Source organism: Pengzhenrongella phosphoraccumulans (genome assembly GCF_045689905.1).
GTDB classification, from domain to species: Bacteria; Actinomycetota; Actinomycetes; order Actinomycetales; family Cellulomonadaceae; genus Pengzhenrongella; species Pengzhenrongella phosphoraccumulans.
In genome coordinates, this window is record NZ_CP144210.1 from 358,391 (window position 1) to 383,130 (window position 24,740).

The following is a 24,740-nucleotide window of genomic DNA, read 5'->3' on the forward strand; positions in this document are numbered from 1 at the left end:
TGAGGACGCTATGAGCTCGCCCAGGGACATCGAGCACCTTCAGGTCGACGTCGAGGACAACCTGCGGGAGTACATCGACCGCCTGATCGCCGAGGGGTACTCGGTGGCGGGCGGCCAGGGCGCGGACCCGTTGCTCATCGACCCGGGTGGCAAGGCGGTGGAGACCTGGCGCGAGGACTACCCGTACGACGAGCCGCTCGATCGGGACCTCTACGAGGAGCAGAAGTACCTCCTGCAGATCGAGCTGCTCAAGCTCCAGTACTGGGCGGAAGATCACGGCGAGCGCCACATCATCGTGTTCGAGGGGCGCGACGCCGCCGGCAAGGGCGGCACGATCAAGCGCTTCATGGAGCACCTCAACCCCCGGGCCGCGCGTGTGGTCGCATTGACCAAGCCCACCACCACCGAGGCCGGCCAGTGGTACTTCCAGCGCTACGTGCAGAACTTCCCCACGTCGGGCGAGATCGTGCTGTTCGACCGGTCCTGGTACAACCGGGCCGGGGTGGAGCGCGTGATGGGCTTCTGCACCGACGAGCAGTACGAGGTCTTCATGAAGCAGACGCCGGAGTTCGAGCGGCTGATCGTCGACGCCGGCATCCACCTGACGAAGTTCTGGTTCTCCGTGACCCGCCGCGAGCAACGCACCCGGTTCGCCATCCGCCAGATCGACCCCGTGCGTCGCTGGAAGCTGTCCCCGATGGATCTGGAGTCGCTGGGCCGGTGGGACGCCTACACCGACGCGAAGCGGGAGATGATCGCGGGCACCGACACCGACTACGCTCCCTGGATCACGATCCGCAGTAACGACAAGAAGCGGGCGCGGCTCGACGCGATGCGCTACTTCCTGAGCCAGTTCGACTACGAGGGCAAGGACCACGCGACCGTCGCCGCGCCGGACCCGCTGATCGTGATGCGCGCCCGCGACGCCGTCGGCGACTGATTCCGCTCGACCTCGCTAGTCCTCGATGACGTCGAGCCCCTGCTCCCGGAGCTGGGCGAGATGGTCGAGCATTCCTTTGAGCACCTCGGGGGCGTGGCCCTGCCACGTCTCCAGCTCGGCGACGACGCGAAGCGGGTGGCGCGTCCGGTAGGACTGCGTGGGGTTGCCGGGGAACCGCTTGTTGGTCACGTTCGGGTCGTCCTCGAACGGCCCCAGGGGCTCGACGACGTAGATGTGCCCCCGCTCCGCTGTGCCAGCCTGCGCGGTCGCCAGCTCCGCCGTGCCAGCCTGCGCGGTCGCCAGCTCCGCCGTGCCAGCCAGCGCGGTCGCCAGCTCCGCTCCCCAGGCGGCCGTGTCCACGAGCGCCGTGAAGTAGATGTTGTGGGACACCCGGCCCGCCTGGAAGTTGGAGCCGAAGCCGGGGACGAGCTCGGTACCGACCGCGAGCGCCGACTTCGTGCCATGGAAGAACGGGCCCTCGACGTGGGCGCAGCTGTCGTAGGTGACCGGCTGGGAGGCCGACTGCTCGTCCTGCCAGGCGGCCGGGCGCTTCGTTCCGAAGGCTTCGGATGACATGGCGTGATCGTAGTGACCACCTCCACCCTCCGCTGCCCCACCGGTGCTCGATCAGGGACGCGGTGGTCCACCGGCCGCAGGCAGCGTGATCCGGAACACCGCACCGGAACCGACCCCGCTCGTGGCGGTGAGCGTCCCCCCGTGCGCCTCGACGATCGCGCGGGCGATCGTCAGACCGATCCCGCTCCCCGCCGACGTGCGGGTCCGGGACGCGTCGGTGCGGTAGAACCGTTCGAAGATCCGCTCGGCGTCCGCCGGGTCGAAGCCCTCGCCGGAGTCGATCACCTCGAGCACGGCGGTCGCCGGTGGCGTCTCGCCCTCGCCTGCCCGCACGACGACGCGCACCTCGCCACCGGCGGCGGTATGCCGCAGCGCGTTGTCGAGGAGATTCGCCACGACCTCGGCGAGCCGCTCCGGGTCGACCCGCACGAGCGGAGCCTCGTCGTCGATCTCGACCTCGAGGCGCACGTGCGCCGCCGCGAACCGGGCACCCGCCGCACCCACCGCCCCCGTTGCCAGGCCGGCCGCGGGCAGCACCCGCGGGCGCAGGTCGAGCTGGCGCTCCTCGGCGCGCGACACCGCCGCCATGTCGGCGACGAGGTGCTGCAGGCGGGTCGTCTGCTCGCTCAAGGTGGCCAGCGTGGCGCCGTCGGCGGGCAGGACGCCGTCAACCACGGCCTCGACGGTGGCCTCGAGCGACGCCAGCGGCGTGCGCAGCTCGTGCGCGAGGTCGCCGATGAGGCGCCGCCGGGTGGTCTCCGTCTCGGCCAGCCGTCCGGCCATCGCGTTGAACGCGTCGGCGAGCTGGACGAACTCCGGTCCGATGGCCGGGACCTCGACCCGGGCCTGGAGGTCACCCGCCGCGATGCCCTCGGCGGCGGCGGCGACCGCGGCGACCGACCGGCCCAGGCGCTGCGCCACGACCCACGTGATCGCGAACGCCGTGATCAGCGCGACGGGCAGCGCCACCGCGAGCGCGACCAGGACAGCGTTCGCGAAGGCGTCGTCGATGTGGGCCTGCAGCCCGGGCTCGATCGCCCCGCCGGGCACGTCGAGCAGGTGCGAGTGGAAGATCTGCGGCGCGATCGCCAGCGCGACGCCGAGCAGGGTCAGCGCGCCCGCGAGCACGACCAGCCCGAGCGCGACCATGAGGCGCCAGGCGAACCCGAGCGGGGCCCGCGGCAGGCGTGCCCGCGCGCCGGTCATCCCGGACCGATGCGGTAGCCGACGCCACGGACGGTGCGGATGTAGCGCGGCGCCGCGACGTCGTCGTCCAGTTTGTGTCGCACGTGCCCGATGTGGATGTCGACGAGCCGCTCGTCGCCGACCCAGCCCGGGCCCCAGACGCGCTCGATGAGCTGGGTGCGGGTGAACGCGGTGCGGGGTCTCGACGACAGGGCGTCGAGCAGGTCGAACTCCGTGCGGGTCAGGTCGACCAGCTGCCCGTCGAGCCGCACCTCGCGCGCCTCGGGGTCGATCGAGACCGCGCCCACCCGGCGCACGGTCGTCGCCCCCGCGGGTTCGACCCCCGTGCGCGGCCGGCGCAGCAGGCTGCGGATCCGCGCGACGAGCACGCGCGACGAGAACGGCTTGGTCAGGTAGTCGTCCGCGCCCACCGACAGCCCGATGAGGGTGTCGATCTCGTCCACCCGGGCCGTGAGCATGATCACGTAGGCGTCGCTGAACGTGCGCAGCTGCCGACACACCTCGATCCCGTCGATCCCGGGCATCATCACATCGAGGACGACGACGTCCGGTGCACTCGCGCGCGCCGAGGCGAGGGCCGAGGCGCCGTCGGCCGCGGCCACCACCTCGAAGCCCTCGCGTTCGAGATAGGCCGCGACGACCCGGACCAGCGCCGGCTCGTCGTCGACGACGAGGGCGCGGATGCGTTGCTCGGTACTCAGGGGTTCTCCCACCCACGCATGTGGTCTCGGCGATCAGTCCGCGGCCCGGGCCGCTCCGTGCGGTCACCGTCGCCCATCATCCCCGGACCGCGGTCGCCGCCGCGCCAGAACTGATGGGTGCCGTCGCCGGGACCCATCCGGTCTGAGTAACCCGACCCAGGACCCACCGCGCCGGTCAGGGCGGCGACGGCGACGAACGAGCCGAGCAGGAGCGCCACGGCGGCGACCAGCGCCGTGACCAGCCAGCCGCGGCGATGGTTTCGGGGCTGGGGCGCCACTGGCGGCGGGGTCGGAGACTGCATGGTCGGGGACTGCGGGTCGGGCGTGGTTGCAGCCGGTTCCATCGGGGTCGCGGCCATCAGACACCGCCTCGGGCCGCGATCAGGGCCGCACGGTGAGCCTGGTAGGTCTCCAGGTCGATCTCACCCTGCGCGAACCTGCGGTCGAGGATCTCCACGGGCGACTCGAGCGCGCCGTGCCCGGGCGCGAGCGGCAGGGCCGACGTCGGCTGCTGCGCCATCGCCGGGCCGGTCGACCGCCCGTTCGATGGAACGAGGCGGATCACGAGCCAGACGATCGCCGCGATCAGAGCGACCCAGAACAGGACCATGAGGATCCACAGTCCCCCGCCCATCCCGCCGCCGTACAGCCGCATCATGTCCAGCGGCATCCTGTCCAGCACCATGTCGATCTCCTTCACTCGTGTGAAACGTCCCGCGGGTGGACCGTCCCCACGGGTACTGCGTCCAGCCTTGCGCGCCTCGACGAGGATCGCGACGAGGAAGCATGAAGATCCGACGAAGTTCCACGGTTGACCGGGCCGCCACCAGCAGAGCGTATGATGAAATCATCAACTGATTAATTCAAGAACTTTGAGTCCTCCTGGACCCGACGCAGAAGGACGAACCCCGCCATGCCGGAACCGATCGACAGGCTGAAGGCCGAGTTCTTCAAGACGCTCGGGCACCCTGCCCGGATCCGCATCCTCGAGCTGCTCTCGACCGGCGAACGGTCGGTCGGCGAGCTGATGCCCGAGCTCGGTCTCGAGGCCTCCCACCTGTCCCAGCAGCTCGCGGTGCTGCGCCGGGCCGGCGTCGTCGTGGCCCGCAAGCAGGGCAACACCGTGATCTATTCGATGGCCTCCGCGGACATCGCCGCACTGCTGCAGCTCGCCAGGAAGGTGCTGACGGGTCTGCTCGCCGAGCAGATGGACCACCTGTCCGACATCCAGGCGACCGGGCAACCGGCCGCCAGCAGCTGAGTCCGGCGCCACTGCGCACGGCCCGCACCACCGCGCACGACCCGCACCATCCACACGATCGGCCCCACCCTTGCGGGCGAACTGGGCCCGCACCTCGCACCCGAAGAGCACGTCGCAGACGAAAGAGGCACTCATGACCTGGATCGGCAAGATCCGCCGAGTCGGGCGCGTCGTCGAACCCGCGAACGACGCCCCCGCGGACACGATCACGCCGCCGACCGGGGTGACCGGGTCGCTCCAGCTGCGGCACGTCGACGCCGGGTCGTGCAACGGGTGCGAGCTCGAGATCACGGGCGCCTTCTCCCCCGTGTACGACGCCGAGCGGTTCGGGGCACGGCTGATCGCCTCCCCGCGCCACGCCGACGGCATCCTCGCGACCGGGGTCGTGACCCACAACATGCTCCAGCCGTTGCTCAACACCCTGGATTCCGTGCCCGAGCCGCGCGTCGTGATCGCCGTCGGGGACTGCGCGTGCAACGGCGGGGTGTTCCGCAAGGGCTACGGCGTCGTCGGCTCCGTCGCGGACGTGGTGGACGTCGACGTGCAGGTTCCGGGTTGCCCGCCCACGCCCGACCAGATCGTCGCCGCCCTACGGACGGTGACCGGCCGGTGAGCACCACCCTGCACCTGCCCGCGCCCGTCGAGGAGCTCGGCGAAGGGCCCCGCACGGCCCGCCGCGCCCGCGAGGCCCTGCTGTCGGGTGCCGTGACGACATTCCTTGGCGCCGCCGGCCTGGTCCTCGGCCTGACTGTGATCTTCGGACCCACCCGGCACCTGCGCATCGCGTGGCTCCTCCCGCTCGTCGGGGTCCGGTTCGACCTCGACCCGCTCAGCGGGATCTTCGTCGCCGCGACCGGCGCCGTGGCGATCGCCGTCGGGATCTACGCCATCGGCTACGCCCAACGCGAGCACTGGGCGCGGTTCCCGATGGTGGTGCTGCCGCTGTTCGTGGGCGGCATGCTGCTCGTCCCGGCAGCGGGATCGGTCACGACGTTCCTGCTCGCCTGGGAGCTGATGGCCGCAGCGTCGCTCGTCCTGGTGCTCACCGAGCACCAGCGCGGGGCCGTCCGGTTCGCCGGGGTCTTCTACGCGGTCATGACCCAGCTCGGCTTCGCGATGATCCTGCTCGCGCTCGTGCTCCTGTCGGCGGCTGCCGGGGGTGACGCGTTCACGATGATCGCGGCCCACGCGGCGGGCATGTCGCCGGGCACCCGCACCGCGGTCTTCCTGCTGACGGTCCTGGGGTTCGGCTCGAAGGCCGGGCTCCTTCCGCTGCACGCCTGGCTGCCGAAGGCGCACCCCGAGGCCCCGAGCCCGGTCTCGGCGCTGATGAGTGCCGCGATGGTCAACATGGGCATCTACGGCATCATCCGCATCGACCTGCAGATCCTCGGGCCGGGCCCGCACTGGTGGGGCCTGACGCTGATGATCCTCGGCGCCGTCTCGGCGGTCTTCGGCGTGCTCCAAGCCTCGGTGGCCACCGACCTGAAGCGGCTCCTGGCCTACTCGACCACCGAGAACATGGGTCTCGTGACGCTCGCGCTCGGCGCCGCAGCGCTGCTGAGCGCGTCCGGTGCGCCGGGGGTGGCCACGATCGCCATGACAGCGGCGCTCCTGCACGTGCTCGCGCACGCCGCGTTCAAGACGTTGGCCTTCCTCGCTGCCGGCTCGGTCCTGGCCCAGACGGGCCTGCGTGACCTCGACAAGCTCGGCGGGCTCGCCCGCCGCATGCCGGTGACCACGGTGATGTTCGGGATCGGCGCGCTCGGCGCGTCCGGGCTCCCGCTCGGCGCCGGGTTCGTCAGCGAGTGGCTGCTGCTCCAGAGCCTGATCCACTCCCCGCACGACGGCAACACGCTGCTCGCGCTGGCCATGCCGTTGTCGGTGGGCGCTGTCGCGCTCACCACCGGGCTCGGCATCGCTGCGATGGTCAAGGCGTTCGGGGTCGGCTTCCTGGCCCGACCCCGGTCGGTCGCCGCCGAGGACGCGCACGAGGCGTCGTCGAGCATGCTCCTCGGGATGGGCGTCGCGGCCACGGCCTGCGCGGTCTTCGCCTTCTCGCCCGCCCTGCTCGGCCCCGCCCTGGGCCAGGTCCTCGCCGAGCTGCCGAGCATCACCGGCGAGGCGGCCGGCCCGCGGCTGGGCACGTTCCTGCGCCTGCCGGGCGTCACCGGTTCGATGTCCCCGGCCCTGCTCGCGATCGCCCTCGTGGTCGGCGTGCTTGTCGCACTGGCGCTGTCGCGCTGGGGCGCTCGGCACCGGCCGGCGCCGCGCGTCGCCCCGCTGTGGGCCTGCGGCGGCGACTCGCTCAGCCCCCGCATGCAGTACACCGCGACCTCGTTCGCCGAACCGCTGCAGCGCGTGTTCGACAACGTGCTGTCGCCCGATACCGACGTGGAGGTCACTCATTTCGCCGAGTCCCAGTACCTGGTCGAGAAGGTCACGTTCCACACCCGGCTCGCCGATCCGGTGGAGCAACGGCTCTACACCCCGGTGGTGCACGCCGTGACGGCGCTGGCCCAGACGATCCGGCGCGCCCACAACGGCAGCGTCCACCTCTACCTCACGTACGGCGCCCTCGGGCTGCTCGTCGTGCTGCTGGCCGCGCAGTGAGCGCCCTGTCGATCGTCGCGGCGGCCCTGCAGGTCGTCGTCGTCCTCGTCGGCGCGCCCTTCGTGGTCGGCGGGATGCGCCAGGTGCGCGCGCGCCTCGAAGGCCGCGCCGGGGGCGGCGTCGGGCAGCCCTGGCGCGACCTGCGCAAGCAGCTCCGCAAGCAGCAGATCACCCCGCGCGGCACGACGATCGTGTTCGCGATCGCACCGGCGGTCGCGGCCGGCACGACACTGCTCATCGCGGCGATCCTGCCGATCTTCGCGCTCGGCTCGCCGCTGGACTCGGTCGCGGACCTGTTCGGCGTCGTCGGCCTGCTCTTCCTCGGGACGGTCGCCCTCACGCTCGCCGGCCTCGACACGGGCACCGCGTTCGGCGGGATGGGGTCGAGCCGCGAGATCACGATCGCCGCGCTCGTCGAGCCGACGATCCTGCTCGCCGTGTTCGCCCTGTCGATCCCGGGCCAGTCGGCCAACCTGTCGGCCATCGTCTCGGCCACCCTGGACGATCCCGGTCAGGTGCTCTCGCTCGGCAGCGTGCTCGCCTTCGTCGCGCTGGTCATCGTCATCATCGCCGAGACCGGCCGGCTGCCCGTCGACAACCCGTCGACGCACCTCGAGCTGACGATGATCCACGAGGCGATGGTCCTGGAGTACTCGGGCCCGAAGCTCGCGCTCATCGAATGGGCGAGCGGCATGCGCCTGACCGTGCTGCTCGCCCTGCTCGCGAACCTGTTCCTGCCCTGGGGCATCGCGGGCGCCGACCCCTCGCTGCTGGCGGTGCTGCTCGGCGCCGTCGCGATCGCCGTCAAGGTCGCGGTGCTGGCCGGACTGCTCGCGGCGGGCGAGGTCTTCATCGCCAAGCTGCGGTACTTCCGGGTGCCCGAGCTGCTCGCGGGTTCGTTCCTGCTCGCGCTGCTCGCGGTGACCGCGTCCTACTTCCTCGCCACCCCGACCCAATGACCGGACGGATTCGCTGATGTCCCTCGCGACCTATACCGGCGTGCTCGACCTCACCGCGGGAGCTTTCCTGCTCACCGCGGTGCTCATCGTGTGGCGCCGCGAGCTCCGCTCCATCGTGCACCTGCTGGCCTGGCAGGGCGCGGCCCTCGCCGCGATCCCGCTCACCGAGGGGCTCTACCAGCGCGACCCCGGCCCGGTGATCGTCGGGCTCGTCGTGCTCGCGCTGCGCGCCGGGGTGCTGCCGGTCCTGCTCCTGCGTGCGGTGGGCACCGCCGACAACGAACGTCGCGAGAGCACGCCGCTGGTCAACACGACGTCCTCCCTGCTGATCACGGCCGCGCTCACCGTCCTGGCGTACGCGGTCACCCGGCCGATCATCGCGCTCGACCCGACACCGGCCACCCGCGCGGTCCCGGCCGCGTTCGCCGTGATCCTCATCGCGCTCTTCGTGATGGTCAGCCGGCGGCGCGCGCTCTCGCAGGCGGTCGGGTTCCTCATGCTCGACAACGGCATCACGGCCACGGCCTTCCTCATCACCGGCGGCGTCCCGCTGATCGTCGAGCTCGGCGCGTCCCTCGACGTGCTGTTCGCGGTCTTCGTGCTGGGACTGCTCACCGGCCACATGCGTCGCGCCTTCGGTGGCACCGACCTCGACCAGCTACGGGAGTTGCGCGACTGATGGGCCTTGTCCTGCTCGTACCGATCCTTGCCCCGCTCGTCGCCGCCGGCCTCGCCGCAGCGCTCGGGTGGCGCCGACTGACCGCCTACGTGACCCTCGCCGCCGCCCTGAGCGTGCTGGTCACGGGCATCCTGCTCGCCACCCGGGTCGAGTCCGGGGCGCGCTTCGCCGTCGACCACCTGCTGCGGGCCGACTCGCTCAGCGTCACCATGCTGCTGGTCATGGGGACGGTGGGCACGCTCGCGACCTGGGCCAGCGTCGGCTACATCGACGCCGAGCTGCGCGACGGGCACACCGACCGCCGCGGCGCGCACCTGTACGGCGTGCTGCTTCCGCTCTTCCTCGCCGCGATGGCCCTGGCCGTGCTGGCGAACAACATCGGCGTCATGTGGGTGGCCATCGAGGCCACCACCGTGGCGACGGCGTTCCTCGTCGGCCACCGCCGCACCCGGTCCGCGCTCGAGGCGACCTGGAAGTACGTCGTGATCTGCTCGGTCGGGATCGCGCTGGCGTTCCTCGGCACCGTGCTGCTCTACTTCGCGAGCCTGCACGCCGGCGCCTCGAGCGCGCACGCGCTGGACATCGACACACTACTCAACAACGCGGCCCAGCTCGACCCGGACGTCACCCGCCTCGCGGCAGGGCTCCTGCTGCTCGGGTACGGCGCCAAGGCGGGGCTCGTGCCCTTCCACACCTGGCTCGCCGACGCCCACAGCCAGGCTCCCGCGCCGGTCTCCGCGCTGATGAGCGGGGTGCTGCTCTCGGTCGCGTTCGCGTGCCTGCTACGCGTGAAGTCGGTCGTCGACCTCACGCTCGGCACCGGGTTCCTGCGGACCGGGCTGCTCATCGTCGGGCTGCTGACGCTGCTGATCGCCGCGTCGTTGCTCGTGGTCCAGACGGACTTCAAGCGCATGCTCGCCTACTCCTCGATGGAGAACATGGGCCTCGTCGCGATCGCCGCGGCTGCGGGCACCGAGCTCGCGATCGCCGCGCTGCTGCTGCACGTGCTGGCGCACGGTATCGGCAAGTCGCTCGTGTTCCTCGCCTCCGGTCAGCTGCAGGCCGCCCACGAGTCGACCGCGATCAGCGCGGTCACCGCCGTCCTCTCGCGCTCACGTCTCGTCGGCGTGTCGTTCGCCGTCGGACTCGCGGTCCTGATCGGGCTGCCCCCGTTCGCGATGTTCGCGAGCGAGCTGTCCATCTCGCGCGCCCTCGCGGGGGCCAACCTCGCCTGGGTGCTCGGCGCGACGCTGCTCCTCATGACCGTCGCGTTCACCGCCCTGGTCCGCAACGGCAGCCGCATGCTGCTCGGCACGCCGCAGCCGAACGCCCCGGTGATCGCCCTGCCGGGCACGATCGCCGCAGCGCTCGTCACGGGGATGATCCTCAGCCTGGCCCTCGGGCTGAGCGCGGGCCCCCTCACCCAGCTCTTCCAGTCCGCTGCCACCCAGCTCGGAGCAAGCTCATGACCGTCCCCTTCGCCCCGACCGGCGTTCCCGTCGGCGTCCACCGCACCAGCCGGACGCTGCTGCCGGAGGAGATCGCCGACCAGTCCGCCTGGCTGCTCGCGGCCGGATTCCGCCTCGGCCTCGTCGCCGCGCACGACGACGGCGCGACGCTGCGGGTCGTCTACCTGTTCCTCGCCGGCAGCCCCGACCGCCGCGTCGAGCTGCAGGTCCGGCTGCCCGCCGACGACCCGCGGATCGGCTCGCTCGCCCCGCTGTCGTTCGCGGCCTCCCGGTTCGAGCGCGAGATGCACGACCTCTACGGCATCGTGCCGGTGAACCACCCGCTCCCCCGCCGCATGGTGCGCCACGCGCACTGGCCGGCGGGCTGGTACCCGATGCGCCACGACGCCGGCGACCCGCCGCCGTTCCACGAGACCGGCGCCGACGCCTACCCGTTCATCGCGGTCGAGGGTGACGGCGTCTACGAGATCCCCGTCGGCCCGGTGCACGCCGGTGTCATCGAGCCGGGCCACTTCCGCTTCTCCGTCGTCGGGGAGTCCGTGCTCAAGCTCAAGGCCCGACTGTGGTTCACCCACCGCGGCGTCGAGAAGCTCTTCGAGGGGCTCGAGGCCACCGAGGCGATCCACCTGGCCGAGCGCATCAGCGGGGACACGTCCGCCGCGCACGCGCTCGCCCACACGCTCGCCGTCGAGGATGCGCTCGGCATCACGATGACCGAGCCGGCGCAGCGGCTGCGCGCGCTCTTGGTCGAGCTCGAGCGCCTCTACAACCACGCCGCCGACCTGGGGGCGCTGGCCAACGACGTCGGCTTCTCGCTCGCCAACGCGCACGCCCAACGGATCCGGGAGCAGCTCCTGCGGATCAACCTCGCGGTCACGGGCCACCGGCTGCTGCGCGGCGCGATCCGCCCCGGCGCGGTCGAGCTCCTCAGTTTGCCGGACCCCGCCGAGCTCGACCGGATCGCCGCGGACCTCGCGGAGGTCGTCGAGCTCTCGCTCGAGAACTCGGTGATCCGCGAGCGGTTCACCGGCACGGCCAGGCTCACCCGCACGCAGGCGCACGACCTCGGCTGCCTCGGCTACGTCGCCCGCGCGAGCGGGGTGGCCACCGATGCGCGGATCGATCACCCGACGGTCCCGCTCGCGGTGACCCCCGCGACCGGGGCCGACGGCGACGTGCTCGCGCGCTACCTGATCCGACGCGACGAGTTCGCCACGTCGATCCGGATCGTCAAGGCGCTCATCCGGTCGGCCGGACCGCTCCGTTTCCTGGCTGCGCCGGACGGGACCGGAACGACCGACCCGACCGAGGAGACCGCTGCGGTCCGCAGCGGCGTCGGCATCGTCGAGGGCTGGCGCGGGACGATCGTGCACCGCGTCGAGGTGGCCCCCGACGGGCGCCTGACGCGCGCGAAGATCGTCGACCCGTCGTGGTTCAACTGGCCGGCCCTGCCGCTGGCGATGGCCGACACGATCGTGCCGGACTTCCCCGTCACCAACAAGAGCTTCAACCTGTCCTACGCCGGCAACGACCTGTAGCGGGCGTCGCCCCGGGCTGGGGCGGGAGGGTCAGCCGTGCCGGCGCCGGCCGCTCGCGACGCCACCACCGGCGCCGCCCGAGAAGATCATGCTCACGCCGAGCATGAAGCCGAAGTTGTACCAGTTGCCGTTGTTGTGGATCTCGTAGATGCCCACGTCCGGGTTGAACAGCGACACGATGAACGTGATCGGGCTGATCAGGCCCTGCCACAGGCCGAGCCAGAAGCCCGCGACGTCGGGGTCGCCGACCCCGGCCGCCTCGTTCGGCCCCGCCGCGCACGCGGCGAGCCCGAGCACGCCGACCACCACCATCACTGCGACGAGCAGCACCGTCCGCACCCGCCGGGTCCGCCTCAGTTGCGCCATCCCCGCAGTCTGTCAGCCGAGCACGTAGTCAGCAGGACGCAGCGTCAGCAGGATGCAGCGTCAGCAGGACGCGTCAGCAGGACGCAGCGTCAGCCGAGCACGACCGCGGGCGACGGCACGGCGAGCGAGTTGATCGCCGCGAGCTGCCGGCCCGACCGGTAACGCAGCGCGGCCAGCCGCTGCGGGCTCAACCGCTCGCACACCCAGTCCCAGTGCAGCGAGCACCAGTCGCCCGGGAGCAACGGACCGGCCAGCCCGAGCCCGTCCACCGCCGTGACCACCTGCTCGACGACGACCGGCCCCTCCCGCAGCGCGCGGCCGTCCCACTGCAGGGGGCGGCTGCGCACGAGGGCGCGGTCGTCGACGACCTCGATCACGCGGCCCCACCGGATCCGGCACCGGTCGAGCACCCGGAGCGGCTCGTCGACCCGGCCGCCACGCAGCAGCCCGAGCCAGGGGTAGACACCGAACACGTGGAAGCTGTGATGGGGCTGCGCGCCCGGCACGGCCGCGGCGAGCAGCGACCACGACCGCCCGGCGCGCGCGCGGAACCGGTCCTCGATCGACCCGCCCATCATCGACAACGGCACCCGGTCGAGCAGCACGTTGCCCACCCAGTACGCCTCGACCACGCGCGCGTCGAGGGGATCGGCGATGCCGTTCGCCGCGGCGATCAGCTCGAGGTACGGCCACGCGCCCGTGAACCCGCGCGCGAGGTGACGCAGATCGCCGTCGTCCACCCCACTGCTGGCCTGCTCGAGCAGCTGACCGGCGGCGTCCGGGCCGCAGAAGCCCAGCTCGTTGGGCGGGTAGGCGTACCGGGCGAACAGCAGAGGCCCGCTCGTCCGCGCGCCGGCGGCCGCCCGGCCCATGCCGCCGACGCCGTCAGCCACCATCGTCCCTCTCCCCCCGCCCGACCCGGTCCCGCTAGACGCCGACCTCGCGCGGCAGCGTCTCCGGGGCGCTCCACACGCGCCAGGACACGAGCATCCCGCCGGAGAGCAGCATCGCGAGCCAGACGAGCTGGGGCGCGACCCCGACGCCCTGCACCGTCGCCTGCAGAGCCGCCGTCACGAGAGCGCCGAGCACGAGCACCGCTGTCACGTCGAGCGCCTGCGCACGGGCCAGCGCGGCGAACCACGTCGCGACGTACGCCGCGAGGATCACCCCGGTCAGGAGCACCCAGCCCCACTGGGTGGCATCCATCGACAGCAGCATCGAGGCCTGCCCGCGCACCACGACCCACGCGACGAGCAGGATCGACCCGATCCCCATCCGGGCCAGCCCGACGGTCCACGACGACACCCCGGCAAGCAGCCGCTTGGCGACGATCACCTCGACGGACCAGAACAGGGTCGCGGCGAGGATCATGAGCTCGCCCGAGCCGAGGTCGGTCGAGACGCCGCCGACGAGCCCGATCTGGCCGATCACCAGCAGCCCTATCGCGACCCAGTGGAAGGCGGACATCCGCTCCCCGAGCAGCGCGACCGCGAGCACCGCGACCCAGACCACCAGGGTCTTGTGGATGAATGCGGACTGCACCGACGACGCCCGCGCGAGCCCCTCGAAGAAAAGCAGGAACGGCACGGAACCACCGATCACCCCGACGGTCACCAGGCCGAGCCACTGCCGGGTGCCCTCCGGCCGGGTGACCCGCGCGCCGGCGCCGCGCCCGAGGGTCACGACGGCGAGCAGGACGGCGGCCGCCACGAGGTTCTTGGCGGTGGTGTAGACGGAGGCGTTGCCGAACGCCTTGACGCCGTAGCCGTTGAGGAAGACCGCGAACCCGCTGATGCAGGCCGTGGCGAGCGCGAGAAGTAGCCCTGTCCGTCGGGTGCTGGTCATGCCGATCCCTCCCAGGGGGTGCGGTGTGCAGCGGTGGCTGCCGAGCGCCCAGCGCGCACGGGCGCTGGCAGAACGGGGGGTTGGGACGCGCCGGCGCGCAGCGCGAGGGCCTCGGCGGCCTCCTGCGCGCCGAGCCGCTCGAGCGCGAAGCCGGAGTGGACCACGACCCAGTCGCCCACGGCGACGGCGTCATCCAGGGTCACCAGCGACACGGCGACCGTGCGGTCCGCGGTCGCGACGATCCCGGTGGCCCCGGGGCGGACCTCGACGAGTCGGCCGATCTCACCGAGACACATCGGCGACCACCCCCTGCGCGGCAACGTGGCACGCACCCAGGACCGCGGCGACCGCACCGTCCAGCGCCGACCGAACCCCGGGCGACAGCGCCGCACCGTGCTCGACCGTGGCGGCCTCAACCCCGACGAGCACGAGGCGGCGCGGGAGCGAGTGCAGCGCGCGACCCAGCTCGACGGCGGCGGCGAGCCCGAAGGCGTGCGTGCCGCCCCGGCCGGTACTGGCCCAGGCGTCCGCGGTGAGCGGCGCGGCTTCGGTCCCGGCCTCGAGCACGAGCAGCGTCCCGGGCGGAGCGCCCGATGTCACGGCGTCGACCACGACGGCGAGCTCCGACCCGCGCCACAGGTCGATCAGGCCGGTCGGGTCCTCGTGCTCGACGACGACGACGTCCGGCGGCGCGAGCTCGGCGACCCGGCGCGCGACCCAGAGCCCGACGGCGTCGTCGCCGCCGTCGGGGCTGCCGAGCCCGATCACGAGGGTGGCCGTCACGACCGCTCCACCGTGAGGTCGAGGAAGTGCGTCGCGCACGAGATGCACGGGTCGTAGTTGCGGATGGCCGCCTCGCACCGGTGGGATAGGTCGTGGTCGGACAGCTCGACCCAGCGCTCGGCAAGAGTGCGCATGTCCGCCTCGATGCTCGGCTGGTTCTGCGAGGTCGGCGGCACGATCTGCGCGTCCAGGATCGTGCCGGCCGCGTCCAGGCGGTACCGGTGGAAGAGCACCCCGCGGGGGCCTCGGTCGCACCGAAGCCCTCCCCGGCGCGCGCGGGCACGGGGACCGAGGGCGGCACGCCGTCGCGCCAGGCGTCGATGATCGCCAGCGCCTCGTGGAAGATCTCGACCAGCTCGACCGCGCGCACGATGATCGACCGGAACGGGTTGCGGCACGTCTCGCCGAGCCCCGCCTCCCGGGCCGCCTGCTGGGCGAGCGGCGACAAGCGGTCGAAGTTCAGCGTGTAGCGGGCCAGGGGGCCGACGACGTAGGGGCCGCCGCCGTCGAGCCGCGCGTGCAGCGAGTTCGAGTGCGCGACGTGGAACTCGGTGATGTGCTCGGTGAACTCGCGCACGTCGAACGCGGTCCCGGCGGTCGTCACGACGTTGCCCGACTCGATCGGGTACCCGCTCTCGGGGCGCAGCGAGAGGTAGGTGTACGGCTGCTCGAAGTCGGGGAAGTCGAACGTCGACACCAGACGCACCGTCTCGAGCGCATCCTCGAGCGCTCGCTCGAGGGCCGGCCGAAGTCCCATGAGCTCGGCCACCGTGGGCATCCGGTAGAAGCCGCCGAGCTTGACGTTGATCGGGTGCACCGAGCGGCCCCCGACCAGGGTCATCAGCTGGTTGCCGACCTTCTTCAGCCGCAGGCCACGTTCGACGGCGTCCGGGAAGTCCTTCGCCATCTCGATCGCGCCGGGGTACCCGAGGAAGTCGGGGGTGTGCAGCAGGTAGATGTGCAGCGCGTGGCTCTCGATCCACTCGCCGCAGTACAGCAGCCGCCGCATGGTCCGGATCGTGTCGGGCACGCTGACACCGCACGCGTCCTCGAGCGCGAAGCACGCGCTGAACTGGTAGGCGACCGGGCAGATCCCGCAGATGCGGGCGGTGATGTCCGGCGGCTCGGTCCACGCCCGACCCCGCAGGAACGCCTCGTAGAAGCGGGGCGGCTCGAAGATCCGCAGCTCGACCGCGCCGACGTGACCGTCCTTGATCTCGAGGTGCATGCCCCCCTCGCCCTCGACGCGCGACAGCGTGCCGACGTGCAGCACCTGACCGCCGTCGGTCAGCTTGTGGCTCATGTCATCGCCCCCTCGTCGCGCGCGGGCTCATGTCGTTCGCTCTCGCGGCGGAACGGCTCGGACGCGGCATTGAACGTCCGATAGATGCGCATGACCTCGTCGTCGGCCATGCCGAGCGCGATCAGGCGGTCCGAGAGCGCGACGGTGTTCGGGGAGTCCTGCGGCCCGAAGCAGCCGTAGCAGCCGCGCGCGAACGCCGGGCAGAGCGCGCCGCAGCCCGCCTGCGTGACCGGTCCGAGGCACGGCGTGCCGTTCGCGACCGCGACGCACACCGCACCGCGCCGCTTGCACTCGACGCACACGCTGTAGGTCGGGATGCGCGGCACGCGACGCTGGATGTAGGCCGCGAGGACCTCGAGCAGCTGGTTCTTGTTGATGGGGCACCCGCGCAGCTCGAAGTCCACGCTGACGTGCGCCGAGATCGGCGTCGACCGCGCCAGGGTCGACAGGTACTCCGGGTGCGCGTACACGATCGACCGGAACTCCGCGATGTCCCCGAAGTTGCGCAGCGCCTGGATCCCGCCGCTCGTCGCGCACGCGCCGATGGTCACGACGTGCTTCGACATCTCGCGGACCTGGCCGATGCGTTCGATCTCCTCGGGGGTCGTGACCGATCCCTCGACGAGGGACACGTCGTAGGGCCCGTCCACGACGGCGCGCGTCGCCTCCGGGAAGTAGGCGATCTCCACCTCCCCCGCGAGGGCCATGAGCTCGTCCTCGCAGTTGAGCAGGGTCAGCTGGCAGCCGTCGCACGAGGCGAACTTCCACACGGCCAGCTTGGGCAGGGTCGACGACTGGGTGGTCATGTCACAGCTCCCGACTCGACAGCAGCGGCGCGAGGCGGTCGTAGGTGAGCACCGGCCCGTCGACGCAGACGAACAGCTCCCGGAGCTGGCAGTGCCCGCACAACCCGACGCCGCACTTCATGTTGCGCTCCATGGACATTCGGATCCGATGCTCCCGAACGCCCCGGTCCACGAGGGCTGCGGCGGAGAACCGCATCATCACCTCGGGCCCACACACGAACGCGGTCGTGTGGCGCGGGTCGAAACCCGCCCGCGGGATCAGCTGGGTGACGAGCCCGACCTTGCCGCGCCAGGCGTGCTGGCCGTTGTCGACCGTGACCTCGACGACGATGCCGTGGTCGTGGGCCCAGGTGCGCAGCTCGTCGCCGAACAGGATGTCCTCCGGGGTGCGCACGCCGTAGAGCAGCAGGACCCGGTCGTACCGGTCGCGGTGGGCGATCAGCTCGCAGATCGCCGGCCGCAGCGGCGCGAGGCCGATCCCGCCGACGACGAACACGACGTCGCCGCCCGCGGCCGAGGCCATGTCCCACGAGGTCCCGTACGGTCCGCGGACCCCGAGCAGCGAGCCGACCGGGGCGGCGATGAGCGCGTGCGTGACGACGCCGACGTCGCGGATCGTGTGCTCGAGCGGCCCACCGAGGGCCGGGTCACCGCTGATCGAGATCGGCACCTCGCCGACCCCGAAGGCGTCGAGCATCGTGAACTGACCCGCCGCGTACTGCATCGGGGGCGCGTCCACGGGGTCGAGCTTGAGCGTGAAGGTGTCCCGCGTGTCCTGCCGGGTGTGCCCGATGCGGTACCGCCGCGGGCGCATCGGGTCGATGGCCGCCGCGGCGGCCGCCCCGGTTCGGTGGTGACTGTCGAGCATGCTCATCGCGAAGCTCCCGCCCGTCCGACGTTCCCTCTAGCTGCGGCCCGCAGCCGGTTGCGGGGTCCAGCGCAGCGCTGCGGCCTCCGCGGTGATGTCGATCGCGGCCGGGCACCAGGTGATGCACCGGCCACAACCCACGCAGCCCGACATGCCGAACTGGTCCTGCCAGGCCCCGAGCTTGTGCGTGATCCACTGCCGGTAGCGCGACCGGATCTCGGGTCGGATGCTGCCGCCGTGGATGTAGGAGAAGTCCTCCGAGAAGCACGAGTCCCACACGCGATGACGCTCGGCCACCTCGCCGGTGAGATCGGCCACGTCCTCGACCGAGGTGCAGAAGCAGGTCGGGCACACCAACGTGCAGTTGGTGCACGCGAGGCAGCGCGACGCGACGTCGTCCCAGCGCGGGCTGTCGACGCTGGCGTACAGCAGGTCCTTGATCCCGTCGGTGTCGAGCGTTCGCCCCATGTGCGCGACGGACCAGGCGACGACGTCGTCGGCCGCCTGGACGTCCTCGTCGGGCGCCTCAGCCGTCGGGACCTCTGCGAGGACCTCCGCGCCTCGCTCGGTGCCGACATCGACGAGGAACCGGTGTGGGCCGTCGTCGAGCAGCTCTGTCAGCGCAAGGTCGTAGCCGGCGTCCGGCCGCGGACCGGTCCCCATCGAGGCGCAGAAGCAGGTGCCGCCAGGATCGGTGCAGGTCACCGCCACGACGAACGCCCCGGACCGCCTCGCCGCGTAGCGGACGTCCGTGTGGTCGCGACCGAGCAGCACGACGTCGTGGATGGCCAGGGCGTGCAGGTCGCACGAGCGGACACCGAAGAGCGCGTACGGCCTGCCGTCGCCGGCAGCCGGGTCGCCCGGTTCGACCTCGTTGACCGTGAACTCCTCGCCCGTGCGCCGACCGCGCCAGATGAGCTCCTCGGCCGGGAACAGCACCGGCTTGGGTGACTGCGCGCCCGCGGCGTACCCGAAGAGCGCGTCATCGTTGCGGCGCCGGAGCCGGTAGTGCGCGGCATCCTGCTCGTCACCCCATCCGCGAGGCAGGTCGTCGATCGTGGCGATGGGTGCGTGCACGATGGCGCCGTCCCGAACGGTCGGTCCCATCACGCCGTAGCCGCGAGCACTGAGGGCATCGATCAAGCCCTGGAGCCCGGCAAGATCCAGCAACCGCTCCTCGTGCACCATGAGATGCCTCCCCGTCGAGTCCCTACCCACGCTTGCACGCGGTGGTGAGTCCGATAAAGGGACCTTTGTCGCATACCTCCCGCGATCGGCGAGGGAGAGGCGGGATGACGGCGGGGACTCGAGTCCCGCGCCTGCATCGGCCTTGCATGTGGGCGGCGCGCGGTTCGCTGCCGTGCTGCAGCTGTGCGCACGATGCCCCGGGAATCGCGCCAGATCATTGCATCGGAACCCTTGACCGTTTCGTCCTGGTTCGGTACGATTAGCACGGGTGTTCGATCTTCTGACTCGGTTCTGGCGACTCGATGGCGAGGGGGCGGCTGTGGACGTGACCGGTGCGCCTCTCGCCAGCATGGTGGCCGCCACCCACGGTCCTGGGGTGGCCGACGGCGGTTCGGTCGCGCGACTCGCGTGCGGGGTGGGCGGCGAGGTGGCCGCGTTGCGCGCGGCCGCTGCGGCGTTGGCCGCCGCTGCCGCGGGGGCGCCCCAGTGGGCCGGGCCCGAGCGGCAGAGCATCCTCACCGAGCTGAACCTGACCATCGACACCCTGCAGGCGATCCGGTCGAGCGTGCTCATCGCCGAACGCGACGCCGAGACGTGGCGCGGGTCCGGGGACCCGACCTTCGAAGCGTGGGTCGGACGCAAGACCCGCCTCGGCAAGCGCGGCGGGGCCGCGCGGGTGCGCCAGGCCGCCGAGCTCGACACCGTCCCCGACGTGCGCGAGGCCGTGACCGAGGGGCGTATCCCGCTGGAGCACGCCGGGATCATCGCCAAGGTCGCCGCCACCGGCACCCCCGCCCAACGCGAAGCCGCCACCTCTCCCGCCGGGCAGGAGACGTTGTTGGGGTTGGCTGCCGGGCAGGACGCGGGCACGTTCGCGCGCACCGCGGACCGGTGGGCCGCCCACGTGGACCCCGCCGGCCTGGAACGCGACCACCAGGCCCAACGCCGCGCGAGGTTCCTGCACCTGACCCACACCCCGCACGGCACCCACCTCAAAGGGCTGCTCGACTCGATCACGGGCCACCAGGTCGCCCTCGCCCTGGAAGCGGCCACCCCGCGACCGGCCGCCGACGACGACCGCGACTTCGGCCAACGCAACGCCGACGCCCTGGCCACCATCGCCGACCGCATCCTGGCGTCGGTGGACACCAAACCCGGCGCGCACGTACCACCCCAGGTCTCCGTCATCCTCACCGAAGCGACCTGGGCCGCCGCCCAAGCCGACCGCGACCGCCGCCGCACCGCCCTAGCCACCTTCGGCTTCACCACCGACGACGACGGCGAGGTTTCCGGGCGCAGCGACACGACGAACGACTCGCGGTGCGGGGCGGGACCTGCGGTGCTCCCCGTCCTGGGGTACGCGCCGGCGACCCTCGAGGACGGCACACCCGTGCCCGCCAGTGAGCTCGGCGTGATCATGTGCGACTGCGAACTGACCCGCATCGTCATCAACGCCGACGGAGTCCCCCTAGACCTCGGGCGCACCGAACGACTGTTCACCGGACCCCAACGCAAAGCCGTCATCGCCCGCGACCGCGAATGCGCCTGGCCCGACTGCCACGCCCACGCCCGCTGGTGCCACATCCACCACCTCGCCTGGTGGCAACGCGACGGCGGAGCCACCTCCGTGGAAAACGGTGCGTTGCTGTGCAACTTCCACCACCACGAAGTCCACCGACTCGACCTCACCCTGACCCGCCACACCACACGCGACTACAACGCCATCACCGGCATCGCCCGCGTCTGGTACCAATTCACCGACCCCACCGGACGACAACTCCGACAGACCGAACCACCCGGGATCCAACCACCCGCACCACCACGACCACCCGAACCACCGAACGAGCTCGACCTCACTCAGGTCGATGCGCCGATCGACGCGCGCGAGATCTACCCCGACGACCTCTTCCAGACGTCAGACGCTCGCGTTGCCTGACGGCCGACCCAGCGCGTCGCATGACGGCGAACCCGGCGCGTTGGCTGACGCCAGATACCGGCTGACAAGCGCGGATCGACCAACTCAGGTCGCGAGTGGGAGCCATTCCCGGGCTGCCGCGACAAGTGCGGCCACCCCGATCGTGAGCGTCGGTTCGATCACGGGCGCGAACAACGGCGAGTGGTTGGACGGCAGCGCCACGGACCGGGCGGCAAGTTCAGCGAACGTCGTCGCCCCGGCGAACTCGGCCGGGTCGGCGCCGCCGAGCAGCCAGTACACGCACGGCGCGTCCGCCGCATCCGCGAGCAGGCCGACATCCTCGCTTCCCGTGACGAAACCCGGGTCGATGACCTTGGCCACCCCCGCGAGCGCGGGCTCGGTACGCACGACGGCCCCAGGATCGTTCACCACGGCCGGCGCCGTGAGGAACAGTTCGATCTCGGGCTCGCGCGGGGCCCCGGATGCGGCGGCCTCTGCCCGGACGATCCTCGTGATCGCCGCGAGCACCCGCGCGCGGACGTCGACGTCGTAGGTGCGCACGTTGACGAGCAGCTCGGCATCGTCAGGGATGACGTTGGCTGTGGTGCCCGACCGCAGCGCGCCGATGGTCAGCACGACGGTCTCGGTGGCGGCCACCTCGCGCGCAACCACCCCTTGCAGCCGCAGGACCGTCGCAGCCGCCATCACCACCGGGTCCACCGACGCCTCGGGGCGCGAGGCGTGCGCACCACGACCGAACATCGTGATGCGCAGCGAGTCCGCCGCGGCGAACGCCGCCCCGGACCGCAGCCCGATCACACCGGCCGGGAGCGGGGCGACGTGCTGACCGAGGATGACGTCCGGCCGCCCGACCCGGTCGTACAGGCCGTCGTCGAGCATGGCGCGCGCGCCGAGCACGTTCTCCTCTGCGGGCTGGAAGACCACCAGCAGGGTCCCCGCCCACGTCGAACGCTCGGCGGCCAGCCGCTCGGCGGCACCGAGCAGGCAGGTCACGTGCACGTCGTGCCCGCAGGCGTGCATCACCGGTACCTCGGCCCCGGTCTCGTCCGTGCCCGACGCCGTGCTCGCGTACGCCAGCCCCGTCCGTTCGCCCACCGGCAGGCCGTCCATGTCGGCGCGCAGCAGCGCTGTCGGACCGGCGCCGTTGTGCAGCACCCCGACGACCCCGGTCACCCCGACGCCGGTCGTGACCTCGTAGCCGCAACGCGTCAGCCAGGCCGCGACGATCGCAGCGGTGCGGGTCTCGGTGAACGCGAGCTCGGGGTGCGCGTGCAGGTCGCGGTAGACCTCACCGAGGTCGGTCGTGGCGGTCACGCGACCGCGCTGACGCTCGAGTCCGAGCTCACTTCGGCAACGCCCGAACGCGGTTGTTGCGCGCGTCGTGCGTGAGCTCCACGAGACCGAGCGCCTCGAGCAGCGGAGGCAGGTACATGCCGAACCGGCCGCGATAGCCGTTGCGCAGCCCGTACCACCCGCCCACGGGGTTGTCCGACGACCGGCCCCACGCCTCGACGGTTCCGTCCGCGACGGGCTTCTTCTCGTCGGCCGCACCCAGATCAACCCAGTCACCCTGCTCGCGCAGCCACGCAGTCAGGTCCTCGATGGCTCGGGCGTGGTACTTCAGCGTCGTCGATCCGACCTGGCACACGAGCGCGGGCGGATCGGCCTGGTCATCGACGTACATCGTGTAGCCGGACGTGCCCGGTGCCGTCGTGAGCGCCCACGGATCGGCCTTGGTACCACTTCCCTGAGCCATCTTGTGGTTCCTCTCGCGTGGTCCGTGAGTTCGCCCGCCTGCCACCGTCTCGTGCAGGGGTGCCTCGACATTACCGATCCCGGACGCGGCCGGACAGTGTTTGGCGAGCTCGGATCCGGTCCGTGAGCGGCCGGTCCACGGCCCACCGGGACACCGGACTAAATACCCCACGGGGTACATGGGACCTTGGTCACTCACCAACCGGATCCGAGGTTCCTAGCGTGGAGTGCGAGGTCAAGTCACCGATGGGTTCATCACAAAACTGCATTCGACACATCACCGCAGATGCGAAGGAGCAAGCCGTGAAGAAGCGACTACTGGTGCTGGGAGCCGGCACCGCCGGCACGATGATCGTCAACAAGCTGCGACACCGCCTGAGCTCCGCCGAATGGAGCATCACGGTCGTCGACCGCGACGACGTCCACCCCTACCAGCCGGGCTACCTGTTCCTGCCGTTCGGCATGCTCGCCCCCGAACAGATCACGCGCTCACGGCACACGTTCCTGCCCGACGGGGTGGACTTCGTCATCGCCGACGTCGACCGCGTGGACGGCCCGGCGAGCACGGTGACCCTCACTGACGGGCGCACGCTGGAGTACGACTACCTCGTGATCGCGTCGGGCACGACGCCCCGGCCCGACCAGACCCCCGGGATGCTCGGGGACGAGTGGCAGCGCAGCATCTTCGACTTCTACACGTTCGAGGGGGCCCAGAAGCTGTCCGCGGCGCTCAAGTCGTTCGACCACGGCCGGCTCGTCGTGCACATCACCGACATGCCGATCAAGTGCCCGGTCGCCCCGCTCGAGCTGACGTTCCTCGCGGACGCGTGGCTGCGGGAGCGGGGCCTGCGGGACCGCGTCGAGATGGTCTACGTGACCCCGCTGCCCGGCGCGTTCACCAAGCCGATCGCCTCCGAGGCTCTGGGGTCGATGCTCGACGAGCGCAAGATCGTGGTCGAGCCCGACTTCCTCGTCGAGCACATCGACAACGAGCGCAAGACCCTGGTCTCGTACGACGAGCGCGAGGTGCCGTTCGACCTGCTGATCACGATCCCGCTCAACATGGGGGCCGACTTCGTGGCCCGGTCCGGGCTGGGCAACGAGCTCAACTACGTCCCGGTCGACAAGCAGACGCTGCAGTCCACCGCCCACCCGAACATCTTCGCGGTCGGTGACGCGTCGGACATCCCGGCATCCAAGGCGGGCTCGGTCGCGCACTTCTCGGTCGAGATCTTCGTCGACAACTTCCTGCAGCTCATCGCCGGCAAGCCGATGACGGGCTCATTCGACGGGCACGCGAACTGCTTCATCGAGACGGGGAACGGCAAGGGCCTGCTGATCGACTTCAACTACGAGACCGAGCCCTTGACGGGCAAGTACCCGTTGCCGGTCGCCGGGCCGTTCGACCTCCTCAAGGAGACCCGGGCGAACCACCTCGGGAAGGTCGCGTTCCGCTGGATGTACTGGAACATGCTGCTCCCCGGCCGTCCGATCCCGCTGCCCGCGCACATGTCCATGGTCGGCAAGACGCCGGCGAACGGCACCGCCAAGAAGCTCGCCACCAAGTAGAGGAGTAAGACCACCATGCCCGTGACCACGCTCAACGGCCACCAGATCCACGTCAACGACGAGGGCTTCCTCACCGACCCGAAGGAGTGGGACGAGGAGCTGGGCGACGTGCTCGCCGCTCAGATCGGCATCACCATGACCGACGAGCACTGGAAGGTCGTGCACTACCTGCGCGCGGACTTCGAGACCCAGGGCGAGACGGCCACCCTGCGCCGTGTGTCCACCAACGGCGGCATCCCGGTCAAGGAGCTCTTCGCGCTGTTCCCGCAGAAGCCCGCCAAGAAGATGGCCTACATCGCGGGCCTGCCCAAGCCGGTGGGCTGCGTCTGACCACCCCCGCCCGCCACCCCGCCTGCCCCGCCAGTCCTTCTGAGAGGAA

Annotated in this window: 28 protein-coding genes and 1 pseudogene; 12 read left to right on the forward strand and 17 right to left on the reverse strand. The window is 71.4% G+C overall.

Translation table 11 applies throughout. From position 1 onward, the window contains the following. The first annotated feature begins 10 nt into the window (after positions 1-10). Positions 11-940, forward strand: a complete 930-nt coding sequence (gene ppk2 / locus VTA80_RS01770; RefSeq protein WP_407343711.1) for a polyphosphate kinase 2 — start codon at positions 11-13, stop codon at positions 938-940. A gap of 15 nt (positions 941-955) precedes the next feature. Here the strand turns inward: ppk2 and arr are convergent, their stop codons facing one another. From arr to VTA80_RS01795, 5 genes are read right to left on the reverse strand one after another with little or no spacing between them, the layout of a single operon-like run. Beyond that, on the reverse strand, positions 956-1,516 hold the full coding sequence (gene arr / locus VTA80_RS01775) for an NAD(+)--rifampin ADP-ribosyltransferase (protein WP_407343712.1): 561 nt from the start codon (positions 1,514-1,516) through the stop codon (positions 956-958). Positions 1,517-1,567: 51 nt separating this feature from the next. Then, on the reverse strand, positions 1,568-2,722 hold the full coding sequence (locus VTA80_RS01780) for a sensor histidine kinase (RefSeq protein ID WP_407343713.1): 1,155 nt from the start codon (positions 2,720-2,722) through the stop codon (positions 1,568-1,570). Beyond that, positions 2,719-3,435: a response regulator gene (locus VTA80_RS01785; RefSeq protein WP_407343714.1), complete on the reverse strand. Its 717-nt coding sequence runs from the start codon at positions 3,433-3,435 to the stop codon at positions 2,719-2,721. The genes VTA80_RS01780 and VTA80_RS01785 overlap by 4 nt, the downstream gene beginning before the upstream one ends. Continuing rightward, the gene (locus tag VTA80_RS01790) at positions 3,420-3,725 is read right to left on the reverse strand and encodes a hypothetical protein (protein ID WP_407343715.1); all 306 of its coding nucleotides are present in this window, start codon (positions 3,723-3,725) and stop codon (positions 3,420-3,422) included. Before VTA80_RS01790 ends, VTA80_RS01785 begins: the two co-directional genes overlap by 16 nt. 56 nt (positions 3,726-3,781) lie before the next feature. Next, positions 3,782-4,108, reverse strand: a complete 327-nt coding sequence (locus tag VTA80_RS01795; protein ID WP_407343716.1) for an SHOCT domain-containing protein — start codon at positions 4,106-4,108, stop codon at positions 3,782-3,784. 228 nt (positions 4,109-4,336) lie between these two features. Between VTA80_RS01795 and VTA80_RS01800 the strand changes: the two genes are divergently transcribed. The 7 genes from VTA80_RS01800 to VTA80_RS01830 all read left to right on the forward strand — a co-directional run bounded on the left by VTA80_RS01800 (position 4,337) and on the right by VTA80_RS01830 (position 11,942). Next, entirely contained in the window at positions 4,337-4,684 is a 348-nt protein-coding gene (locus tag VTA80_RS01800; protein WP_407343717.1) for an ArsR/SmtB family transcription factor, read from the forward strand. A 133-nt stretch (positions 4,685-4,817) separates the two neighbouring features. Next, positions 4,818-5,297, forward strand: a complete 480-nt coding sequence (locus tag VTA80_RS01805) for an NADH-quinone oxidoreductase subunit B family protein (protein ID WP_407343718.1) — start codon at positions 4,818-4,820, stop codon at positions 5,295-5,297. Beyond that, complete coding sequence (locus VTA80_RS01810; RefSeq protein WP_407343719.1) at positions 5,294-7,297, forward strand: proton-conducting transporter membrane subunit; 2,004 nt, start codon at positions 5,294-5,296, stop codon at positions 7,295-7,297. The genes VTA80_RS01805 and VTA80_RS01810 overlap by 4 nt, the downstream gene beginning before the upstream one ends. Further along, a complete protein-coding gene (locus VTA80_RS01815) occupies positions 7,294-8,256 on the forward strand; it encodes a respiratory chain complex I subunit 1 family protein (RefSeq protein ID WP_407343720.1) in 963 nt (320 codons plus the stop codon). Before VTA80_RS01810 ends, VTA80_RS01815 begins: the two co-directional genes overlap by 4 nt. A gap of 16 nt (positions 8,257-8,272) precedes the next feature. Further along, entirely contained in the window at positions 8,273-8,935 is a 663-nt protein-coding gene (locus VTA80_RS01820) for a hypothetical protein (RefSeq protein ID WP_407343721.1), read from the forward strand. After that, positions 8,935-10,404 (forward strand): proton-conducting transporter membrane subunit, encoded by a 1,470-nt coding sequence (locus tag VTA80_RS01825; RefSeq protein WP_407343722.1) that lies wholly within the window; start codon positions 8,935-8,937, stop codon positions 10,402-10,404. The genes VTA80_RS01820 and VTA80_RS01825 overlap by 1 nt, the downstream gene beginning before the upstream one ends. Next, a complete protein-coding gene (locus tag VTA80_RS01830; RefSeq protein WP_407343723.1) occupies positions 10,401-11,942 on the forward strand; it encodes an NADH-quinone oxidoreductase subunit C in 1,542 nt (513 codons plus the stop codon). Before VTA80_RS01825 ends, VTA80_RS01830 begins: the two co-directional genes overlap by 4 nt. A gap of 30 nt (positions 11,943-11,972) precedes the next feature. Here the strand turns inward: VTA80_RS01830 and VTA80_RS01835 are convergent, their stop codons facing one another. The 6 genes from VTA80_RS01835 to VTA80_RS01860 all read right to left on the reverse strand — a co-directional run bounded on the left by VTA80_RS01835 (position 11,973) and on the right by VTA80_RS01860 (position 15,169). Beyond that, positions 11,973-12,308, reverse strand: a complete 336-nt coding sequence (locus tag VTA80_RS01835) for a hypothetical protein (RefSeq protein WP_407343724.1) — start codon at positions 12,306-12,308, stop codon at positions 11,973-11,975. An 89-nt stretch (positions 12,309-12,397) separates the two neighbouring features. Further along, positions 12,398-13,204: a DUF6390 family protein gene (locus tag VTA80_RS01840; RefSeq protein ID WP_407343725.1), complete on the reverse strand. Its 807-nt coding sequence runs from the start codon at positions 13,202-13,204 to the stop codon at positions 12,398-12,400. 31 nt (positions 13,205-13,235) lie between these two features. After that, positions 13,236-14,153 carry an EamA family transporter gene (locus VTA80_RS01845; protein WP_407343726.1) on the reverse strand — a complete coding sequence of 306 codons (918 nt, stop codon included), beginning with the start codon at positions 14,151-14,153 and terminating at the stop codon, positions 13,236-13,238. Next, positions 14,150-14,449, reverse strand: coding sequence for a HypC/HybG/HupF family hydrogenase formation chaperone (locus VTA80_RS01850; RefSeq protein WP_407343727.1), 300 nt, complete (start codon positions 14,447-14,449; stop codon positions 14,150-14,152). Before VTA80_RS01850 ends, VTA80_RS01845 begins: the two co-directional genes overlap by 4 nt. Beyond that, positions 14,436-14,936 (reverse strand): hydrogenase maturation protease, encoded by a 501-nt coding sequence (locus tag VTA80_RS01855; protein WP_407343728.1) that lies wholly within the window; start codon positions 14,934-14,936, stop codon positions 14,436-14,438. The genes VTA80_RS01850 and VTA80_RS01855 overlap by 14 nt, the downstream gene beginning before the upstream one ends. Beyond that, complete coding sequence (locus VTA80_RS01860) at positions 14,933-15,169, reverse strand: hypothetical protein (RefSeq protein WP_407343729.1); 237 nt, start codon at positions 15,167-15,169, stop codon at positions 14,933-14,935. The genes VTA80_RS01855 and VTA80_RS01860 overlap by 4 nt, the downstream gene beginning before the upstream one ends. Here VTA80_RS01860 and VTA80_RS01865 point away from each other — a divergent pair. Beyond that, on the forward strand, positions 15,158-15,406 hold the full coding sequence (locus tag VTA80_RS01865) for a hypothetical protein (protein WP_407343730.1): 249 nt from the start codon (positions 15,158-15,160) through the stop codon (positions 15,404-15,406). The two genes, VTA80_RS01860 and VTA80_RS01865, sit on opposite strands and share 12 nt — an antisense overlap. 512 nt (positions 15,407-15,918) lie before the next feature. Here the strand turns inward: VTA80_RS01865 and VTA80_RS01870 are convergent. From VTA80_RS01870 to VTA80_RS01885, 4 genes and pseudogenes are all read right to left on the reverse strand, one after another. Continuing rightward, positions 15,919-16,239: pseudogene (locus VTA80_RS01870) on the reverse strand (nickel-dependent hydrogenase large subunit); the annotation flags it as partial. Next, on the reverse strand, positions 16,236-17,045 hold the full coding sequence (locus tag VTA80_RS01875; protein WP_407343731.1) for a hypothetical protein: 810 nt from the start codon (positions 17,043-17,045) through the stop codon (positions 16,236-16,238). The gene VTA80_RS01875 and the pseudogene VTA80_RS01870, both read right to left, overlap by 4 nt. Position 17,046: 1 nt before the next feature. Next, positions 17,047-17,919: an FAD/NAD(P)-binding protein gene (locus tag VTA80_RS01880; protein ID WP_407343732.1), complete on the reverse strand. Its 873-nt coding sequence runs from the start codon at positions 17,917-17,919 to the stop codon at positions 17,047-17,049. Between the two features lie 30 nt (positions 17,920-17,949). Then, a complete protein-coding gene (locus VTA80_RS01885) occupies positions 17,950-19,101 on the reverse strand; it encodes a 4Fe-4S dicluster domain-containing protein (protein WP_407343733.1) in 1,152 nt (383 codons plus the stop codon). 325 nt (positions 19,102-19,426) lie between these two features. Here VTA80_RS01885 and VTA80_RS01890 point away from each other — a divergent pair, with 325 nt between their 5' ends. Continuing rightward, positions 19,427-21,037: a DUF222 domain-containing protein gene (locus VTA80_RS01890; RefSeq protein ID WP_407343734.1), complete on the forward strand. Its 1,611-nt coding sequence runs from the start codon at positions 19,427-19,429 to the stop codon at positions 21,035-21,037. An 84-nt stretch (positions 21,038-21,121) separates the two neighbouring features. Here the strand turns inward: VTA80_RS01890 and VTA80_RS01895 are convergent, their stop codons facing one another. After that, positions 21,122-22,351 (reverse strand): amidohydrolase, encoded by a 1,230-nt coding sequence (locus VTA80_RS01895; protein WP_407343735.1) that lies wholly within the window; start codon positions 22,349-22,351, stop codon positions 21,122-21,124. 28 nt (positions 22,352-22,379) lie between these two features. Beyond that, the gene (locus VTA80_RS01900; protein WP_407343736.1) at positions 22,380-22,793 is read right to left on the reverse strand and encodes a DUF6855 family protein; all 414 of its coding nucleotides are present in this window, start codon (positions 22,791-22,793) and stop codon (positions 22,380-22,382) included. Positions 22,794-23,095: 302 nt separating this feature from the next. On the opposite strand from VTA80_RS01900, the gene VTA80_RS01905 reads away from it, so the two are divergent. Next, positions 23,096-24,361: an NAD(P)/FAD-dependent oxidoreductase gene (locus VTA80_RS01905; protein WP_407343737.1), complete on the forward strand. Its 1,266-nt coding sequence runs from the start codon at positions 23,096-23,098 to the stop codon at positions 24,359-24,361. Positions 24,362-24,376: 15 nt separating this feature from the next. After that, complete coding sequence (locus VTA80_RS01910; protein ID WP_407343738.1) at positions 24,377-24,691, forward strand: TusE/DsrC/DsvC family sulfur relay protein; 315 nt, start codon at positions 24,377-24,379, stop codon at positions 24,689-24,691. Positions 24,692-24,740: the final 49 nt, after the last annotated feature.

Bases quoted from the DNA above. Each gene is read 5' to 3' on its own strand.
- ppk2 (WP_407343711.1), top strand. From the start codon at position 11: ATGAGCTCGCCCAGGGACATCGAGCACCTTCAGGTCGACGTCGAGGAC.
- arr (WP_407343712.1), bottom strand. From the start codon at position 1,516: ATGTCATCCGAAGCCTTCGGAACGAAGCGCCCGGCCGCCTGGCAGGAC.
- VTA80_RS01780 (WP_407343713.1), bottom strand. From the start codon at position 2,722: ATGACCGGCGCGCGGGCACGCCTGCCGCGGGCCCCGCTCGGGTTCGCC.
- VTA80_RS01790 (WP_407343715.1), bottom strand. From the start codon at position 3,725: ATGCAGTCTCCGACCCCGCCGCCAGTGGCGCCCCAGCCCCGAAACCAT.
- VTA80_RS01795 (WP_407343716.1), bottom strand. From the start codon at position 4,108: ATGGTGCTGGACAGGATGCCGCTGGACATGATGCGGCTGTACGGCGGC.
- VTA80_RS01800 (WP_407343717.1), top strand. From the start codon at position 4,337: ATGCCGGAACCGATCGACAGGCTGAAGGCCGAGTTCTTCAAGACGCTC.
- VTA80_RS01805 (WP_407343718.1), top strand. From the start codon at position 4,818: ATGACCTGGATCGGCAAGATCCGCCGAGTCGGGCGCGTCGTCGAACCC.
- VTA80_RS01820 (WP_407343721.1), top strand. From the start codon at position 8,273: ATGTCCCTCGCGACCTATACCGGCGTGCTCGACCTCACCGCGGGAGCT.
- VTA80_RS01825 (WP_407343722.1), top strand. From the start codon at position 8,935: ATGGGCCTTGTCCTGCTCGTACCGATCCTTGCCCCGCTCGTCGCCGCC.
- VTA80_RS01830 (WP_407343723.1), top strand. From the start codon at position 10,401: ATGACCGTCCCCTTCGCCCCGACCGGCGTTCCCGTCGGCGTCCACCGC.
- VTA80_RS01835 (WP_407343724.1), bottom strand. From the start codon at position 12,308: ATGGCGCAACTGAGGCGGACCCGGCGGGTGCGGACGGTGCTGCTCGTC.
- VTA80_RS01840 (WP_407343725.1), bottom strand. From the start codon at position 13,204: ATGGTGGCTGACGGCGTCGGCGGCATGGGCCGGGCGGCCGCCGGCGCG.
- VTA80_RS01845 (WP_407343726.1), bottom strand. From the start codon at position 14,153: ATGACCAGCACCCGACGGACAGGGCTACTTCTCGCGCTCGCCACGGCC.
- VTA80_RS01850 (WP_407343727.1), bottom strand. From the start codon at position 14,449: ATGTGTCTCGGTGAGATCGGCCGACTCGTCGAGGTCCGCCCCGGGGCC.
- VTA80_RS01875 (WP_407343731.1), bottom strand. From the start codon at position 17,045: ATGACCACCCAGTCGTCGACCCTGCCCAAGCTGGCCGTGTGGAAGTTC.
- VTA80_RS01880 (WP_407343732.1), bottom strand. From the start codon at position 17,919: ATGAGCATGCTCGACAGTCACCACCGAACCGGGGCGGCCGCCGCGGCG.
- VTA80_RS01885 (WP_407343733.1), bottom strand. From the start codon at position 19,101: ATGGTGCACGAGGAGCGGTTGCTGGATCTTGCCGGGCTCCAGGGCTTG.
- VTA80_RS01900 (WP_407343736.1), bottom strand. From the start codon at position 22,793: ATGGCTCAGGGAAGTGGTACCAAGGCCGATCCGTGGGCGCTCACGACG.
- VTA80_RS01910 (WP_407343738.1), top strand. From the start codon at position 24,377: ATGCCCGTGACCACGCTCAACGGCCACCAGATCCACGTCAACGACGAG.